Source organism: Thioalkalivibrio sp. ALJ16 (genome assembly GCF_000377345.1).
Lineage (GTDB): Bacteria > Pseudomonadota > Gammaproteobacteria > Ectothiorhodospirales > Ectothiorhodospiraceae > Thioalkalivibrio.
Window position 1 is genome coordinate 121,069 of sequence record NZ_KB898043.1, and the last position, 15,311, is coordinate 136,379.

At 69.0% G+C, this 15,311-nt stretch carries 15 protein-coding genes, 1 pseudogene and 1 riboswitch; of the genes and pseudogenes, 11 read left to right on the forward strand and 5 right to left on the reverse strand.

Features of this window, described 5'->3' with window-relative positions:
* Positions 1–2: 2 nt before the first annotated feature.
* From D000_RS0108110 to D000_RS0108130, 5 genes are all read right to left on the reverse strand, one after another.
* Positions 3–851 (reverse strand): pirin family protein, encoded by an 849-nt coding sequence (locus D000_RS0108110; protein WP_018873034.1) that lies wholly within the window; start codon positions 849–851, stop codon positions 3–5.
* 157 nt (positions 852–1,008) lie between these two features.
* Positions 1,009–1,392 (reverse strand): hypothetical protein, encoded by a 384-nt coding sequence (locus D000_RS0108115; RefSeq protein ID WP_018873035.1) that lies wholly within the window; start codon positions 1,390–1,392, stop codon positions 1,009–1,011.
* A gap of 12 nt (positions 1,393–1,404) precedes the next feature.
* Positions 1,405–2,265, reverse strand: a complete 861-nt coding sequence (locus D000_RS0108120) for an ABC transporter ATP-binding protein (RefSeq protein WP_018873036.1) — start codon at positions 2,263–2,265, stop codon at positions 1,405–1,407.
* Positions 2,265–3,236, reverse strand: coding sequence for an iron ABC transporter permease (locus tag D000_RS0108125; RefSeq protein WP_018873037.1), 972 nt, complete (start codon positions 3,234–3,236; stop codon positions 2,265–2,267). The genes D000_RS0108120 and D000_RS0108125 overlap by 1 nt, the downstream gene beginning before the upstream one ends.
* 66 nt (positions 3,237–3,302) lie before the next feature.
* Entirely contained in the window at positions 3,303–4,208 is a 906-nt protein-coding gene (locus D000_RS0108130; protein WP_018873038.1) for a cobalamin-binding protein, read from the reverse strand.
* 145 nt (positions 4,209–4,353) lie between these two features.
* Positions 4,354–4,556: riboswitch (cobalamin riboswitch) on the forward strand.
* A gap of 108 nt (positions 4,557–4,664) precedes the next feature.
* On the opposite strand from D000_RS0108130, the gene bluB reads away from it, so the two are divergent.
* The 11 genes and pseudogenes from bluB to D000_RS0108185 all read left to right on the forward strand — a co-directional run.
* The gene (gene bluB, locus D000_RS0108135) at positions 4,665–5,375 is read left to right on the forward strand and encodes a 5,6-dimethylbenzimidazole synthase (RefSeq protein WP_018873039.1); all 711 of its coding nucleotides are present in this window, start codon (positions 4,665–4,667) and stop codon (positions 5,373–5,375) included.
* Between the two features lie 4 nt (positions 5,376–5,379).
* Positions 5,380–6,282, forward strand: coding sequence for an adenosylcobinamide-phosphate synthase CbiB (cbiB, locus tag D000_RS0108140; RefSeq protein ID WP_018873040.1), 903 nt, complete (start codon positions 5,380–5,382; stop codon positions 6,280–6,282).
* A gap of 97 nt (positions 6,283–6,379) precedes the next feature.
* Positions 6,380–7,330, forward strand: a complete 951-nt coding sequence (gene cobD / locus D000_RS0108145) for a threonine-phosphate decarboxylase CobD (RefSeq protein ID WP_026279856.1) — start codon at positions 6,380–6,382, stop codon at positions 7,328–7,330.
* Complete coding sequence (locus tag D000_RS0108150; RefSeq protein WP_018873042.1) at positions 7,327–8,817, forward strand: cobyric acid synthase; 1,491 nt, start codon at positions 7,327–7,329, stop codon at positions 8,815–8,817. The genes cobD and D000_RS0108150 overlap by 4 nt, the downstream gene beginning before the upstream one ends.
* Entirely contained in the window at positions 8,814–9,335 is a 522-nt protein-coding gene (cobU, locus tag D000_RS0108155) for a bifunctional adenosylcobinamide kinase/adenosylcobinamide-phosphate guanylyltransferase (RefSeq protein WP_018873043.1), read from the forward strand. The genes D000_RS0108150 and cobU overlap by 4 nt, the downstream gene beginning before the upstream one ends.
* Positions 9,336–9,463: 128 nt before the next feature.
* The gene (gene cobT / locus D000_RS0108160; protein WP_018873044.1) at positions 9,464–10,525 is read left to right on the forward strand and encodes a nicotinate-nucleotide--dimethylbenzimidazole phosphoribosyltransferase; all 1,062 of its coding nucleotides are present in this window, start codon (positions 9,464–9,466) and stop codon (positions 10,523–10,525) included.
* Between the two features lie 5 nt (positions 10,526–10,530).
* Positions 10,531–11,076, forward strand: coding sequence for a histidine phosphatase family protein (locus D000_RS0108165; RefSeq protein ID WP_018873045.1), 546 nt, complete (start codon positions 10,531–10,533; stop codon positions 11,074–11,076).
* Positions 11,077–11,251: 175 nt separating this feature from the next.
* A complete protein-coding gene (locus D000_RS0108170; protein ID WP_018873046.1) occupies positions 11,252–12,025 on the forward strand; it encodes an adenosylcobinamide-GDP ribazoletransferase in 774 nt (257 codons plus the stop codon).
* Positions 12,026–12,120: 95 nt separating this feature from the next.
* The gene (locus D000_RS0108175) at positions 12,121–12,750 is read left to right on the forward strand and encodes a YIP1 family protein (RefSeq protein ID WP_018873047.1); all 630 of its coding nucleotides are present in this window, start codon (positions 12,121–12,123) and stop codon (positions 12,748–12,750) included.
* A gap of 463 nt (positions 12,751–13,213) precedes the next feature.
* Positions 13,214–14,758, forward strand: a complete 1,545-nt coding sequence (locus D000_RS0108180) for a sulfotransferase (protein WP_018873048.1) — start codon at positions 13,214–13,216, stop codon at positions 14,756–14,758.
* A gap of 139 nt (positions 14,759–14,897) precedes the next feature.
* Positions 14,898–15,311: pseudogene (locus D000_RS0108185) on the forward strand (flagellin); the annotation flags it as partial.

Genomic DNA, 15,311 nt, shown 5'->3' on the forward strand with positions numbered 1-15,311 from the left:
GGCTATTCCACGCTTGCGGGCGCGGCGGCGAGCTGGCCGGTCTGGTAGTCGTTGATGGCCTGTTCGATCTCGTCGGGGGTGTTCATCACGAAGGGACCGTAGTGGGCGATCGGTTCGCCCAGGGGGCGCCCCTTGAACAGCAGTACGCGGGCATCCTGGCGGGCAACCAGGTGGATCTGGGTCTGGCCGTTCCAGACGCCCAGCTGGCCGGTCTGGAGGCCGGTGAGTTCGCCATCGAACACATAAGCCAGTACGCGATCTTCCAGCTGCACCGCGAGTGACAGGCGGTAGCCGGCCGGCAGCGTGAGCTCGGCCATCGCGGCCCCTTCGCCGATCTGTGGCAGCGGACCTTCGGTATCGCCGGCGCTGGTCTGCCAGGAGCCGGCGATCGCCTTGAAGTGCAGCGGGCCCTCGTCCTCCGGGAGATGGCGCATGGCGTCGGCACGCACGTCGCGATAGCGCGGGGCGTCCATCTTGCGCGCGGCCGGCAGATTGACCCACAGCTGGAAGCCGTGCAGCCCGTCGGAGTCCAGCAGCGGCATCTCGGAATGGATCACCCCGCGCCCGGCGCTCATCCACTGTGCCTCACCGGCTTCCACCCGGCCCTGGTTGCCCATGGAGTCCTCGTGCGTCAGGCCGCCGTGGACCAGGTAGGTCAGCGTTTCGAAACCGCGGTGCGGATGGGAGGGAAAGCCGCCGATGTAGTCCTCGCGCGCACTCGCCTTGAGTTCATCCAGCATCAGGAACGGATCCAGTCCGCCGCGGAAATCGTGAATGCGGCGGATCTTCACGCCTGCGCCGTCCTGGGTCGGCTGGGCGTTGCGTACGCTGTCCGGCGGTGTGGGGGTCATGACGTCTCCTTGTTAAGCCCTAGAACGATACCGACCATGCAGACAAAAGAAAATTGCCTACCGGTATCGGTCTGCGCCGGGAGGCCCCCGGATTTGCGACGGATCGGCGCCGGCCCGCCGCGCGCTGAATGCAACGGAGGGCAGGCGTGGGCCGTGATCAGCACGCCTCTGGTGGGAGGCGGGTCAGCTCCAGCCAGCTGTCGGCGAAGAGCTCCAGGCTCTCGACGAAATCCGGGTCGTGTTCCGCCCGGTTGATGGTCAGGTGCAGGATCACCGCGTCGGGGGCTGGTGGGTGTCCGGTGGTCAGTGTCCAGGCCAGCGCGTTGGGGCAGCCCGGCAGGCTGAAACGCACGCCGCCATTGATGCACTCCCGGTGCACGCGAAACTCCCCCCACAGGCAGTAGACGACCCCGACATCGAGGCCTGCATCCTGCAGCAGGGTGTCGATGGCGCTGTTGAGCCGCGGCAGGGCAGGCACGGTGACGGCGCGCTGCAGGGTTGCGGCATCCGCCTGCAGCGGGAGGGTGCGAAAGAACTCCATGGTGCTCCTCGACTACGGGATGGTGGGCAGAAAGACCGGGCGGCCGTCGATCTCGCCGACGCTCAAGGGCTGGTTGTACAGCCGTTCCAGGGCGGCAGGGACGAGCATGGTCCGTGTCGGTCCCCAGCAGGCTGTGCCATCCGGGAACAGCAGCAGCAGGTGGTCGCAGTAGCGCGCGGCGAGGTTCACGTCATGCAGCACCAGGATGGCGGCTCGTTTGGGATGTGACGCGATCTTGCGTACCTGGTCCAGGACTGCCACCTGATGATGCAGGTCGAGCTGGCTGGTGGGTTCGTCCAGCAGCAGCAGGGCCGGGTCCTGCGTGAGCACGGTGGCGATGGCCAGGCGCTGGCGCTCGCCGCCGGACAGGGTGTCGACCAGCCGGTCCTCCATGTCGCCAAGGTCCATCTCGGCCAACGCGCGGCGGGCGAGGGCGTAGTCCTCCGCGGTCTCGATGTCCCAGGGACGCAGATACGGGTGGCGGCCGATCAGCGCGGTCTCCAGCACGGTGGCCGGGAAGCCGTCGTGGTGTTTCTGGAACACCAGCCCCAGGCCGCGCGCCAGGTCGCGACGCGCGTGCCGTGCGAGCGGGGTACCGCGCAGCTCGATGTGACCGGCGCGGGCGGCGCGCAGCCCGGCGAGGGTGTGCAGCAGGGTGCTCTTGCCGGCGCCGTTGGGGCCGAGGATGCCCCAGCACTGTCCCTGGTTTACGGTCAGGTCCAGGGGTGCCCCGGCCGAGCGACCGGGGATGTCGATGACGAGGCTACGGGTCGCCAGCAGCGTGTCGGGGCCCGGGGCCTCGTGAACGCTGCGGGCATCCGCTGCCGCCGCATGCGGCTGCGGCTGGGCCGGTGGTTGCTCAAATTCGGCCATCAGCGACTCCGGTACAGCAGGAACAGGAACACGGGTACCCCCAGCATGGCGGTGATCACGCCGACCGGGAGCTGTTCCGGCGCGATGATGGTGCGGGCGAGGGTGTCGGCCAGGGTGAGCAGGATGCCGCCGGCCAGGGCCGAGGCGGGCAGGATCACGCGCTGGTCGTTGCCGAACACCAGGCGCAGCATGTGCGGCACGATCAGCCCGACAAAGCCCACCGCGCCGACCTGGGTCACCGCGGTCGCGGTGATCAGCGCCGCCGCGATGTAGATGCTCCATTCCACCGGGCGCACCGCCACGCCCAGGGCCGCGGCCTGCATCGGTCCGCGTGCGAGCACGTTCAGCGTGCGTCCCAGGGGCAGCGCCAGCAGCACCACCAGCACCAGCACGCCCCAGGCCGGGTACGGGTTGCGCGCATGCGAGACATCGCCCATCAGCCAGTACAGCATGCCGGGCAGCTCCGCGGTGGGGCTCACCGCGAGGATGAAGCTGATCATCGCCCCCCAGCCGGCGGCCACCACAACCCCGGTCAGCAGCAGACGCGTCGGGGTCCAGCTGCCGGTGCCGTGGGCGAGGCCGAATACGATCACGGTGGACAGCAGCGCGCCGAAGAAGGCCGCCATCGAGACCGAGAACATCGACAGCCCCGCCAGCATCGCCAGCAACGCACCGACCGAGGCCCCGCCGGACAGCCCCAGCACATACGGATCGGCCAGGGGGTTGCGCAGCAGCACCTGCATCAAGGCCCCGGCGATGCCCAGCAGCCCGCCAGCGGCGAATGCGGCCAGGGCCCGCGGCAGGCGCAGCTCCAGCACCAGTGTGCTGTGCAGGCGCGAGGCCTCCCCGTTGAACACGGCCAGCAGATCGGCTGTGGGGATGGTCACACTGCCAAAGGCCAGCGCCACCAGTACGGCCAGCACGGAGGCCGGCAGCAGAACTCCCATCGCCAGCAGGAAGGCGCGAGTCATCGGCGTTCGCGCCGCGTGGACGCCGGGGCGCGCCGACAGAGGGGTTGATGGCGTCTCGCCACCGGACTACTGCCCCGGGCGGCGCAGCCGCGCGCGTTCCAGCTCTTCGCACATCAGCGCGGTCCCCTCGGCGATACGCGGCGTGTGCCGCTGCAGCAGGGAGGGGGCAATGAAGAACAGGTTGTCGCGCTGGACGGCCGTCAGGTCTTCCCAGCGCTCCCAGGCGCGCACCCAGTCCGGCCGGTCCTCGCCCATGCCGCCACCGATGATGACCTCGGGATCCGCCTCGATCACCGCCTCGCGATCCATGCGTGGCACCAGCCGGTCGAGGTGGCCGAAGACGTTGCTGCCGCCGCAGACCTCGATCGCCTCGGCAATCAGATGCTGGTCGTTGATGGTCATCAGCGGCTGCTCCCAGACCTGATAGAACACCCGGACCGGGTCCCGCTGTGCGTACTCGTTGCGCAGGGCCTCGATACGGTCGAGGAACGCCTGTGCGGCGGCATCGCCCGTCGCTTCCGTACCCGCCAGGTGGGCGATACGGCGCATGCTGGAGGCCACCCCCTCGAAGCGCCGCGGTTCCGAGACATAGACCGGGATACCGAGATCGCGCAGGCGTTCGATCTGGCTGCCGGAGTTGCCACTGCGCCAGGCAATGACGAGGTCGGGTTCCAGTTCCAGTACGCGCTCGAGGTCGATGCGGCTGTAGCCGCCGACCCGGGGGATGTCCTCGGCCTCTGGTGGGTAGTCGCTGTACTGGGTCGCGCCGACCAGGCGATCGCCAGCGCCGACCGCGAACACCACCTCGGTGATGTGCGGCGCCAGGCTGACGATGCGCTGGGCGGTCTGTTCGAGACGTAGCTCGCGATCCTCGTCGTCGGTCACCGTGACCGGTTCGGCCAGTGCCGGTGTCGCGCACAGGAATGTGGCCACGAGGAGGGCCATGTGGCGTCGGAATACCTTGAAAGTCATTCAATTTCCGTTGGTTGTAGAAAGAAAGTAAACAAAAACATGCGACGTTTCTGGCGCGGCCTGAAGCCAGCGAAGCCGTCTCATCATAGCAGTTAGGATGAAATGGTTTGGTGCCCAAATTGGTCGCGGGTGGCCCGAGCGCGTATCATGTCGCGCTTTATCAGGTGCCTGCCGTGCGCAGGTGAAACGGGAAGCCGGTGCAATTCCGGCGCTGCCCCCGCAACGGTAAGCGAGCGGCTAAAGGCTTGGCAGGCTGGCCACTGGGTTGTGCACCCGGGAAGGCGTCTGCCGATTCGGCATCGGCGACGCGCGCAAGCCCGGAGACCGGCCTGGACAGGGCGACCGACGTTGCCCTGCAAACCTGCGACCGTGCGGCGGGCAACGGTCGAGGGCGCAGGCATGCGTTCGTGCCTGTCCCTTCGTGTGTTCGCCGTGTCGTCGCCGCGACGGAAGCTCATGACGGCCCCAGCTACCAACCAGTCAGAAGACCATCCGAACGCGTTCCCCTCCGCGGAGCGCGCGGCGGTCTATCGCGTGATCGGCGAGCGCCGGGACATGCGCCATTTCCGCCCGGACCCGGTGGACGCCGCTACCCTGCGGCGGCTGCTGGCCGCCGCGCACCAGGCGCCCAGCGTGGGCTACATGCAGCCCTGGCGCTTTCTGCGAGTGACGGACGCCCGCCTTCGTGATGCGCTGCATGGCCATGTCGCGGCGGAACAGGCGCGCACGGCCGAGGCCTGCGGCGAGCGTGCCGCCGAGGTGCACCGTCTGAAACTCGAAGGTATCCGCGATGCCGGCGAGCTGTTGGTGGTCGCGCTGACCGACGGGCGCGAACGCTACGTGCTGGGCCGGCGCACGATCCCGGAGATGGACCTGTGCTCCGCCGCCTGTGCGATCCAGAACCTGTGGCTGGCCGCGCGGGCCGAGGGCCTGGGCATGGGCTGGGTGTCGCTGTTCGACCCGGACTGGCTGGCCGGCGAGCTGGGGATGCCGGACGGGGCCTGGCCGATCGCGATCCTGTGCCTGGGTCATGTGGATGCGTTCTACGAGCGGCCGATGCTGGAAACCGCGGGCTGGGATCAGCGCCGGTCGCTGGACGAACTGGTGTTCGAGAATCGCTGGGGCAGGTGCACCGACGCAACCGGCGGTTCCTCAGCGAGTGGATGACCCGATGCTGATCGCGTTCCTCACGCTGCTTGGTGCGCTGGTGCTGGATCGCCTGATCGGCGATCCGCGCCGCTGGCACCCGCTGGCCGGGTTCGGTCTATTGGTCCAGCGCCTGGAGGCCCGGTTCTACCGCGATGGTCGGGCCCGCGGCGCGCTGCTGCTGGCCGTCCTGGTGGTGCCCTTTGTGCTGCTGACGCTCTGGTTGCAGAAGCTCCTGCCGGTCTGGCTGGTGGGGCTGCTGGTACTGGCGCTGGCGCTGGGCTGGCGCAGCCTCGACGAGCACGCCGAGCGCGTGGCCCGGGCGCTGGAGGATGGCGATCTGGGCCAGGCGCGGCAGCAGGTGCAGATGCTGGTCAGCCGCGACAGCGAGGCGCTGGATGTGGCGGGGGTCAGCGGCGCGGCGGTGGAGTCGGTACTGGAGAACGGCAACGATGCCCTGTTCGGCACCATTTTCTGGTTTCTGGTGGCCGGTGCGCCGGGGGTGGTGCTGTATCGCCTGGTGAACACGCTGGATGCGATGTGGGGCTATCGCAATGCGCGCTACGTGCGCTTTGGCTGGGCCGCGGCGCGGCTGGATGACCTGCTGAACTGGGTCCCGGCGCGCCTGACTGCGCTGGCCTATGCCCTGGCCGGGCGCACCCGCGATGCCCTGCAGTGCTGGCGCGAGCAGGCCGCGGCCTGGAAAAGCCCGAACGCCGGGCCGGTGATGGCCGCCGGGGCGGGCGCACTGGGGCTAGTGCTGGGCGGTGCCGGCCAGTATCACGGCGAGCGGCAGTGGCGCCCGCGGCTGGGGATGGGGGCGGCACCGGATGCCGCCGGCATCCGTGCGGCGATGGGGCTGGTGGATCGGGCGCTGGCGCTGTGGATGGGCGTTCTGGTGATCGGGGTGAGCCTTGCAGTCTTCTGAGTCTCGATTTTCTGACGCGATCGCATCGCGACCGGCAACGCCCGCGCTGACCCAGGTGCATGGCGGTGGACTGCGCGCGGCCGCCGGGCATTACGGCATCGCGCCGGAGCAATGGCTGGACCTGTCCACCGGTATTAACCCGCACGGCTACCCGCTGCCCGCGCCCCCGGCGGAGGTCTGGGCGCGCCTGCCGGAGCCCGATGACGGTCTGGAGGTGGCCGCGGCGCGGTACTACGGCTGCGAGGGGCTGCTGCCCCTGGCGGGCTCGCAGGCGGCCATCCAGCTGCTGCCCCAGCTGCGTCCGGCCGCGGGTCGGGTGGGCCTCCTCGCGCCCAGCTACAACGAACACGCGCGGGCCTGGCGCATGGCGGGGCATCGGGTCGAGGCGCTTCCGGCGCTTGGCGATGCAGTCCCGGCCGCGATCGAGGCCCACCTGCCGCAGCTGGATGTGCTGCTACTGGTCAATCCGAATAACCCGACCGGACTGCGCGTGCCGGTGGAGACGCTGCTGCGCTGGCACCAGCAGCTTGCCGGCCGCGGGGGCTGGCTGGTGGTGGACGAGGCTTTCATGGATACCAGCCCCGGGCACAGCCTTTTGACGATGAACGGGCGCCCGGGGCTGCTGGTGCTGCGCTCGCTGGGCAAGTTCTTCGGCCTGGCCGGTGCGCGGGTTGGATTCCTGGCGGCGGAGCCGGCGCTGCGGGCGGCGCTGGCAGAGCGGCTGGGCCCGTGGGCGCTATCCGGTCCGGGGCGCTGGGCGGCCACCCGCGCACTGGAGGATCGCGCCTGGCAGGAGCAGGCGCGTACGGCCCTGACTGCGGCGGGCACCCGGCTGGACCAGCTGCTGCGGCGGTACGGGATCGCCACCGAGGGGGGTACCGCGCTGTTTCGCTGGGGGCGCCACGAGGATGCGGTCGCCATTCAGGATGCGCTGGCGCGCCAGGCGATCCTGGTGCGGCGTTTCGACGATCCGGCCAGCCTGCGTTTCGGGCTGCCGGGCGACGAGGCTCAATGGCACCGCCTGGAACAGGCACTGGAGGCGTTGTGAACGCGACGACGCTGATGGTGCAGGGGACCACCTCGGATGCCGGCAAGAGCGTGCTGGTGGCTGGGCTCGCGCGCGTGCTGCATCGGCGCGGGCGGCGTGTGGCACCGTTCAAGCCACAGAACATGGCGCTGAACAGCGCGGTCACCGTGGACGGTGGCGAGATTGGTCGTGCCCAGGCGCTGCAGGCGGCGGCCTGCGGCCTGGAGCCGCATACGGACTTCAATCCGGTGCTGCTCAAGCCCAGCTCGGATCAGGGCGCGCAGGTCATCATCAATGGTCGCGCGGCGGCGCAGATGGATGCGCATGCCTACCACGATTACAAGCCGGTGGCGTTTGCGGCGGTGCGGGCGGCGCATGCGCGGCTGTGCGCCCGCTTCGAGCATGTGCTGGTGGAAGGCGCCGGCTCGCCGGCGGAGATCAACCTGCGCGCGGGGGATATCGCGAACATGGGTTTTGCCGAGGCGGTGGACTGCCCGGTGATCCTGATTGCGGATATCGACCGCGGCGGGGTGTTCGCGCATCTGGTCGGCACGCTGGCGCTGCTGACCGCAAGCGAGCGTGCCCGAGTGCGCGGCTTCGTGATCAATCGCTTCCGTGGCGACGTGGCCCTGCTGCAGCCGGGGCTGGACTGGCTGGAACAGGAGACGGGCAAGCCCGTGCTCGGGGTGATCCCGTACCTGCACGGGCTTTATCTGGATGCCGAGGATGCCCTGCCGCGCGAGGCAGTGCCGGAGAAAGCTACGGATGCACTGAAGGTGGTCGTGCCGGCCCTGCCGCGTATCTCCAACCATACCGATTTCGACCCGCTACGCCTGCACCCGGCGGTGGATCTGCGTTTTGTCGGGCCTGGCGAGTCGTTGCAGCCGGCGGATCTGGTGATCCTGCCGGGGTCCAAGGCGGTGCGCAGTGACCTGGCCTGGCTGCGCGCGCAGGGCTGGGAGGCCGCGCTGGAGCGGCATGTGCGCTACGGTGGCCGGGTGCTGGGGATCTGCGGCGGCTTCCAGATGCTGGGCCGCGCCGTGCACGACCCCGACGGCGTCGAGGGCCCCGCGGGTTCGACTGCAGGTCTGGGCTTGCTGGAGCTGGAAACGACCCTGGCCGCGGAGAAGCGTCTGGCGCGGGTCCAGGGGTGCCAGGTGCTGGACGACCCGGTGGCGGTGTCCGGCTACGAGATCCACGTCGGGGTGACCCGCGGGGAAGGGCTGCAGCGGCCGCTGCTGCAGCTGGACCACGGGCCGGACGGGGCGCGCAGCGAGGACGATGCGGTGATCGGCACCTACCTGCACGGGTTACTGGACCGGGCGGGGCCGCTGGCGACCATCCTGGAGTGGGCGGGTCTCGCACCGGGGCATGCGCAGGCCGAGGACCTGGACGCTGCGCGCGAGCGCGGTCTGGAGCGCCTGGCCGACACGCTGGAGGAACACCTGGACATGGAGCGGGTCCTGCATCTGCTGCAGCCGCGTGGCATGCAGGAGGGCACCGGATGAAGACGCTGATCCTGGGGGGCGTGCGCTCGGGCAAGAGCCGGCTGGCGGAACGCCTGGCCGGCGCGTCCGGGCTACCGGTGACCTATGTGGCCACGGCCCGCGCCGATGATGCCGAGATGGCGCGCCGGATTGAGCGCCACCGCGCGGACCGGCCCGCCGACTGGGGGCTGATCGAGGCGGGCACCGATCTGGCCGCGCAGCTGGAACGGGCCGCGGCGACGGGGCACTGCCTGCTGGTGGACTGCCTGACGCTGTGGCTGACCCAGTTGCTGTGCACCGAGGACGAGGCCCTGATCGAACACGAACGCGAGGCCCTGCTGCGGACCCTGCCGGCGCTTGCGGGCACGGTGATCCTGGTCAGCAACGAGACCGGTCTGGGGATTACCCCGATCGATGCGCTATCACGCCGCTTCGCCGACGAGGCCGGCTGGCTGCATCAGCGCCTGGCCCCCGAGATGGACTGCGTCGTGCTTACCGTGGCTGGCCTCCCGCATGTGCTCAAGGGTGACCTTCTGTGACCTAGGGCGGGCTTGGCTGTGGCCAGGATGGCGGGGATTCGCGGGCAAGCCCGCTCCCACAAATGCATGTGCGGCAGCCCTGTGGGAGCGGGGGTTGCCCGCGAAGACGGATCGAATAGGGAGAACATGTGACCGAAGACTGTGACTGGCTGCAGGTTCCACCGGCGCCGCTGGATGCGGCCGCCGGCCGGGCGGCGGCGGAGCGGCAGGCCCAGCTGACCAAGCCCCCGGGGGCGCTGGGGCGGCTGGAGGGCGTGGCGGAGAGGCTGGCCGCGATGCAGGGCCGTACCTGCCCAAGCATCGAGCACATCCAGATTGCGGTGTTTGCCGGTGATCACGGGGTGGTCGAGGAAGGCATCTCGCGTTTCCCGCAGTCGGTGACGGCGCAGATGCTGGCGAACTTCGCCTCCGGCGGGGCCGCGGTTGCGGTGCTCGCGCGGGAGCTGGGTGCGGAGCTGGAAGTCATCAACCTGGGAACCGCCCACACGGTGCCGGCGGGCGTCTCCATCCGTGAGTTGGCGCTGGGGCCCGGCACGGCCAATCTTGCGCGTGAGGCCGCGATGACCCCGGGCCAGCTGGAAAGGGCCCTGAATGTGGGTCGCCAGTGCGCGGAACGTGCGCGGCGCGGCGGCGCGCAGCTGTTCATCGGCGGCGAGATGGGCATTGGCAATACCACGGCGGCGGCGGCGCTGGCCTGCTCCATCCTGGAGCGGCCGGCGGCGGAACTGGCCGGGCCGGGCACAGGCCTGGACGCACCGGGTGTGCGGCACAAGGCCGCGGTGATCGAGCGTGCACTGGCGCTGCACGCCGGGGTACGGGGCGACGCGCTGGGCAGCCTCGGGGCGCTCGGCGGGTTCGAGATCGCGGGGCTGGCGGGGAGCTATATCGCGGCGGCGCAGATCGGGCTTCCGGTGCTGGTAGATGGCTTTATCAGCAGCGCCGCGGCGCTGGTGGCCACGCGCCTGTGCCCGGGTGCCGAGCAATGGTTCTTTTACGGGCACGCCTCGGCGGAACCGGGCCATGCACGGCTGCTCGAGGCGCTGGCGGCCGAGCCCCTGCTGGAGTTGGAGATGCGCCTGGGCGAGGGTAGTGGCGCGGCCATGGCCGTGCCGCTGTTGCGCCTGGCCTGCCAGCTGCACGCGGGCATGGCGACCTTCGCCGAGGCCGGGGTGTCCGGCGAGGGCGGGTAGGCGGCATGGCGCGCATCGGCCTGCTGCGCCACGGCGAGACTACCGGGACCGGGTTTCGCGGTTGCGGGTGTGATGATCCGCTGACGGCGGCGGGGGAACAGGCGATGCAGGCCGCGTTTGCGGGCTCCGGTCCCTGGGACCGGATCGTGACTTCCCCGCTGCAGCGCTGTCGCCGGCCGGCCGAGCGCTTTGCGCAGGGAGCCGGTCTGCCACTGCTGTGCGAACCCCGGCTGCAGGAGCTGCACTTTGGCGATTGGGAAGGGCTCACGGCGGAACAGCTGATGCAGCATGACGCCGACGCCCTGGGACGTTTCTGGCAGGACCCGTTCGGCTGTCCCCCCCCCAATGGCGAGGATCTGGCCGCTTTCCGGGATCGGGTCCTGGAGGGCTGGACACAGAGCGTGGTGGCCCCGGGCGGCCGGGTGCTGGTGGTCACGCATGGGGGGGTGATTCGCCTGCTGCGGGCCCATCTTGAGGGGCAGCCGCTGGAGCAGTTGCTTTCGATCGAGGCCCCGCTGGCCTCGCTGCATGTGGTGGAGGTGGGGACATGAAATCCCGAAATGACCCATGGTCCAAGGATGCGAGGTGGTGCGGGCAGGCAGGGCTCCGGGTGGCTTCGGACTTTGGCGGGGGCTTCGCGTGCAGGCACGCCCCCTTAGGGTGCATGTGCGGGGCGCTGGGGCTGGGCGGGGGCTTGCGATGGCAGCGTGAGACGGGGAGGTCGGTGTGAACGCAGTACTGGCGCCCGTCTGGCTGGCGGTGCAGTTTCTGACGCGGTTGCCGACGCCGGCACTGAAGCCGCGACCGGAGGATCTCGGGCGCGCGCTGCTGGCGTATCCGCTTGTCGGGCTGGTGCTGGGGTTGCTGCTGGCGCTGGTGGGGATGGCGCTGATGGCGATCCCCGGCGTGCCGTCGCTGCTGGTTGCGGCGCTGCTGCTGGCGTTGTGGGTGGGGCTTACCGGTGCGCTGCATCTGGACGGGCTGGCGGATTCGGTGGATGCCTGGGTTGGCAGTCATCGGGACCCGGAGCGCGCCCGCGCCATCATGAAGGACCCGGCCAGCGGGCCGATGGCGGTCGCCGCGCTGATCCTGGTGCTGCTGATCAAGTTCGCGGCCCTGGTGGCCGTGGTCGAGGCGGGGGCCTGGCTGGTACTGCTGGTGGCGGTGGTGCTGGGGCGCGCGGCGCTGCCGGGGCTGTTTCTGCTGGTGCCTTATGTCAGCCCGCAGGGGCTGGGTGCGGCGATGGCCGCTCATCTCCCGCGTCGCCTGGCACGGGCGGTGCTGGCCGTGACCGGATTATTGATCGTGCTGCTGGCGCTGCTTGCATGGCAGTGGACTCTGATCCTGGGGCTGGCCGCCACGCTGCTACTGGTGCCGGCGATCGCGGCCTTCCTGCGGCGCTGGCTGGGTGGCTTCACCGGCGATACGGCCGGCGCCGGTCTGGAGCTGGTGGAGGTCGCCACACTCGTTGTGATGACGCTCGCCCTGACGGTGTATTGAGCCACGATCACAAGGGCATCAGAAAGGTTTATGACGGCTGCGATCGCCGCCGGCGCTGTCACGGAAATGTCATCGGGCTGCCACATACTGCGCGGATGGTCACCTGTCCGTCTGTGCTAAATCCAATCCGCCTGCTGTTGCGCGTATTGCTGAACCCTCTGGCCGCGGTACGCGAGGCGGGGGCGCTGGAGTCGGTACCGCCGTGGTGGCAGACTTTTCTGCGCCTCGCGTTGCCGGTGCTGTTGACGAGCGTGATCGTCAGCCAGTGGCTCTATCAAGTGATGCCATCCGGCCTGCCGCCAGAAGCCATGCCGGACGCCTGGGGCTTCGGGGTCTACAGCGTGCTGGCCATGAGCATCGGCACGCTGGGCATGGCCTGGTCCGCGCATTACCTGACGGAGCTGTTTCAGGGCCGGGGGGACCCCGACCGGGCGATGCTCGCGGTCAGCATCGGGCTGCTGCCGGCCTGGCTCGGCAAGGTCGCGGCCGCCTTCCCGTGGCCCTGGGGCAACAGCATCGGGCTGCTGCTGATCCTGTACAGCCTGTGGCTGTTGTACTGGTCGCTGCGCGGCATACTCGGCCTGAAGCGGGGCAACCGCATCGGCCTGTTCGTGGCCACCGTGTTCTGTGGTGCATTTATCACCCTGATCTTGGGCTGGGCCCTGATGGACCTGATCCCCGGCGCCACCCCCGAGACCCGCATCGGAACCACCTGGCTGCTTTAGTACGTCCGACCTGTCGTGCTCTCGCGCCTAAAGCGTAGGCCCCTCTGGACACCGCAAAGCCCAACTCACCACACGGTTGTTATGCCGAAAACCGCGCAACGGTTATCCGGGGTCTCGGCGGTGGGGTATGGGTACGCCGCTGGGGCGTTCCTGCGCATGAGATCCCGGCTCTCCGCTGCGCTGCGGCCGGGATGACTCGGGAGGGCTGCGGTTGGGATTACTGCGGACGGCTGTGGTTGGGATGAAGGTTTGCGGGGCGGTTGTGGCCGGTATGACGGGGGCAGGTCTGAGGCCGGGATGGTGGTTTGACGGGGGGCTGCAGCGGGGATGATGGGCTAGGGCCTGCGCGGGATGGTCGATGCGGCACCGCAGCGGTGGTGGGAAGACGGCCGGGTGAGGCCTCGCATGGGTGGGTGCTCGGCCCGCTATACTGGCCCGACATGGATGAACGACCGGGAGTCGTATGGCGGCGCGGAAGGCAGGCAAGAAGGCGAAAGCGAAGCCCTCGAAGGCCGCGGGGCTGATCAAGAAGGCCCGGCGGGCACTGGATGATGGCGCGTTCGACGAGCTGGAGACCCTGTGCGGTGAGGTCCTCGGGATCGAGCCCGACAGTACCGACGCACTGCGGTTGCTGATCCAGGCGGCGTTTGATCGGCATCAGTTCAGCACGGCCACCCTGTATGCCTCGAAGCTGGTGCAGATGTGCCCGAATGATGCCGCCAGTTACAACGCGCTGGCCGGGGTGCTGATCCTGCGCGACCGCTTCGAAGCCGCCGGGGCCGCGCTGCGCGAGGCGTTGCGGCTGGACCCCGATATGCGTCTGGCCCTGGACAACTACGCGCGGGTACTTCAGGCCGAGGGGCGCTGGGAGGAAGCGAGCGAGATTCTGGAATCGCTGGTAGCGTCGGATCGCAACAGCGCCAAGCTGTGGTTCTCGTTTGCGCACTCGCGCCATTTCCCGGCGGAAAGCTCGCCCAGGAAGGAGCTGGAAAAGATCATCCGCAAGGGCAAGTTCGACCTTCGCGACCAGGGCCGTCTGTATTTCGCGCTGGCGAAGCTGCACCAGGATGCGGGGGATCGCGATCAGGCGTTCTCGGCCTTCGAGCTCGGGAATGCGCGCCAGGCGGAGGCGATTCACCGCCAGGTCGAGCAGGTGCGACAGGGGGCGATCCGCAAGAATGTCGCCGCCACCGAGAAAATCTTCTGCGCCGAATGGGCCAGTGGCCTTGATGACCCGGGCCAGTCGCCAAGGCCGCTGACGCTGGTGCTGGGCCCGCCCCGTTCCGGCAAGTCCCTGCTGGAGGGGCCGCTCTCCGGACACTCGCGTATCCGTCATTACGGCGAGCTGGCAGTGCTCCAGGAGGTCCTGTCTCAGTTCCCGAAGGAGGTGCGCAACCGCTATCCGTTGTTCATGCGGGAGCTGGAACCGGAGGGGATCGCCCAGATGCGGGCGCGGGTCGACGCTATGTGGGGCGAGGCCAGGGATGAATCGATCCGTACCCATCTGGTGACAAACCCGGGGAATATCTTCCATGTCGGCACCTTGATGAGTCTGTACCCGGATACCCGTCTGGTGGTGTGCGAGCGGGACCCGGTGGAGAACGCGATGGCCATCTACATGCGCTGGTTTGCCCAGCGCCTGCCGTATGCGTGGGCGATCGACACCATCGCCGAGTTCGTGATGCTGTATCGCCGGCTGGCGGATCACTGGGAGAGGCTGTTTCCCGATCGTGTGCAGCGAGTGCGGTATGAAGACGTGCTGGAAGACCCCGATGCCCACGTGGCGCGGATACTCGCCGCGCACGATCTGGAGTGGGAGGCGGTATGCGCGGACGCGCAAGGGGAGATCGCGGACCCGGCCCTGCTGGGACTGACCGGCAGCCTCGGCAGACGCAGCCGCGTGAACCCGGCATTCGCGAGTATCGGCGAGCAGTATGCGGCCTATCGGCCTGCGTTCGAGGAGGCGGTGGCTGCCGCGCAGGCGAAGGTCTTTCCCGGCGGCGACTGAGCCGAAAAGGGGTATCAGAATTTTTTTCGATTTGGGGCTAAAGGAACGCTTACAGGTGTCGTTAACGGTGCTGAAGGCGGGTTAGGACCGTCGACCGAACCGCCCGAGGCGGCGAGTACGACTCTACAGGAGAGTGACCATGTCCCAGATTATCAACACCAATGTTCTGTCCCTGAACGCGCAGCGCAATCTGGGGAATTCCCAGGGCGCGCTGGCCCAGAGTCTGGAGCGTCTGTCCTCGGGCCTGCGGATCAACAGCGCCAAGGATGACGCGGCCGGTCTGGCCATTTCCGAGCGTTTTACCACGCAGATTCGCGGTCTGAACCAGGCGGTGCGCAATTCCAATGACGGGATTTCGTTCGCGCAGACGGCCGAGGGTGCGCTGGGTACCGTGGGCGATGCGCTGCAGCGTGCACGCGAGCTGGCGGTGCAGGCGGCGAACGATTCCAACTCCGCCTCCGACCGTCAGGCGCTGAACGACGAGGTTCAGCAGCTGATGTCCGAGGTCTCGCGGATCGCCAACAGCACCGAGTTCAACGGTGGCCGTGTGCTG

What these genes read in the sequence shown, in the direction of transcription:
- cobU (WP_018873043.1), top strand. Translation starts at nt 8,814, where the DNA reads ATGAAGACGCTGATCCTGGGGGGCGTGCGCTCGGGCAAGAGCCGGCTG.
- D000_RS0108165 (WP_018873045.1), top strand. Translation starts at nt 10,531, where the DNA reads ATGGCGCGCATCGGCCTGCTGCGCCACGGCGAGACTACCGGGACCGGG.
- D000_RS0108110 (WP_018873034.1), bottom strand. Translation starts at nt 851, where the DNA reads ATGACCCCCACACCGCCGGACAGCGTACGCAACGCCCAGCCGACCCAG.
- D000_RS0108115 (WP_018873035.1), bottom strand. Translation starts at nt 1,392, where the DNA reads ATGGAGTTCTTTCGCACCCTCCCGCTGCAGGCGGATGCCGCAACCCTG.
- D000_RS0108130 (WP_018873038.1), bottom strand. Translation starts at nt 4,208, where the DNA reads ATGACTTTCAAGGTATTCCGACGCCACATGGCCCTCCTCGTGGCCACA.
- bluB (WP_018873039.1), top strand. Translation starts at nt 4,665, where the DNA reads ATGACGGCCCCAGCTACCAACCAGTCAGAAGACCATCCGAACGCGTTC.
- cbiB (WP_018873040.1), top strand. Translation starts at nt 5,380, where the DNA reads ATGCTGATCGCGTTCCTCACGCTGCTTGGTGCGCTGGTGCTGGATCGC.
- D000_RS0108175 (WP_018873047.1), top strand. Translation starts at nt 12,121, where the DNA reads ATGGTCACCTGTCCGTCTGTGCTAAATCCAATCCGCCTGCTGTTGCGC.
- D000_RS0108120 (WP_018873036.1), bottom strand. Translation starts at nt 2,265, where the DNA reads ATGGCCGAATTTGAGCAACCACCGGCCCAGCCGCAGCCGCATGCGGCG.
- D000_RS0108180 (WP_018873048.1), top strand. Translation starts at nt 13,214, where the DNA reads ATGGCGGCGCGGAAGGCAGGCAAGAAGGCGAAAGCGAAGCCCTCGAAG.
- D000_RS0108125 (WP_018873037.1), bottom strand. Translation starts at nt 3,236, where the DNA reads ATGACTCGCGCCTTCCTGCTGGCGATGGGAGTTCTGCTGCCGGCCTCC.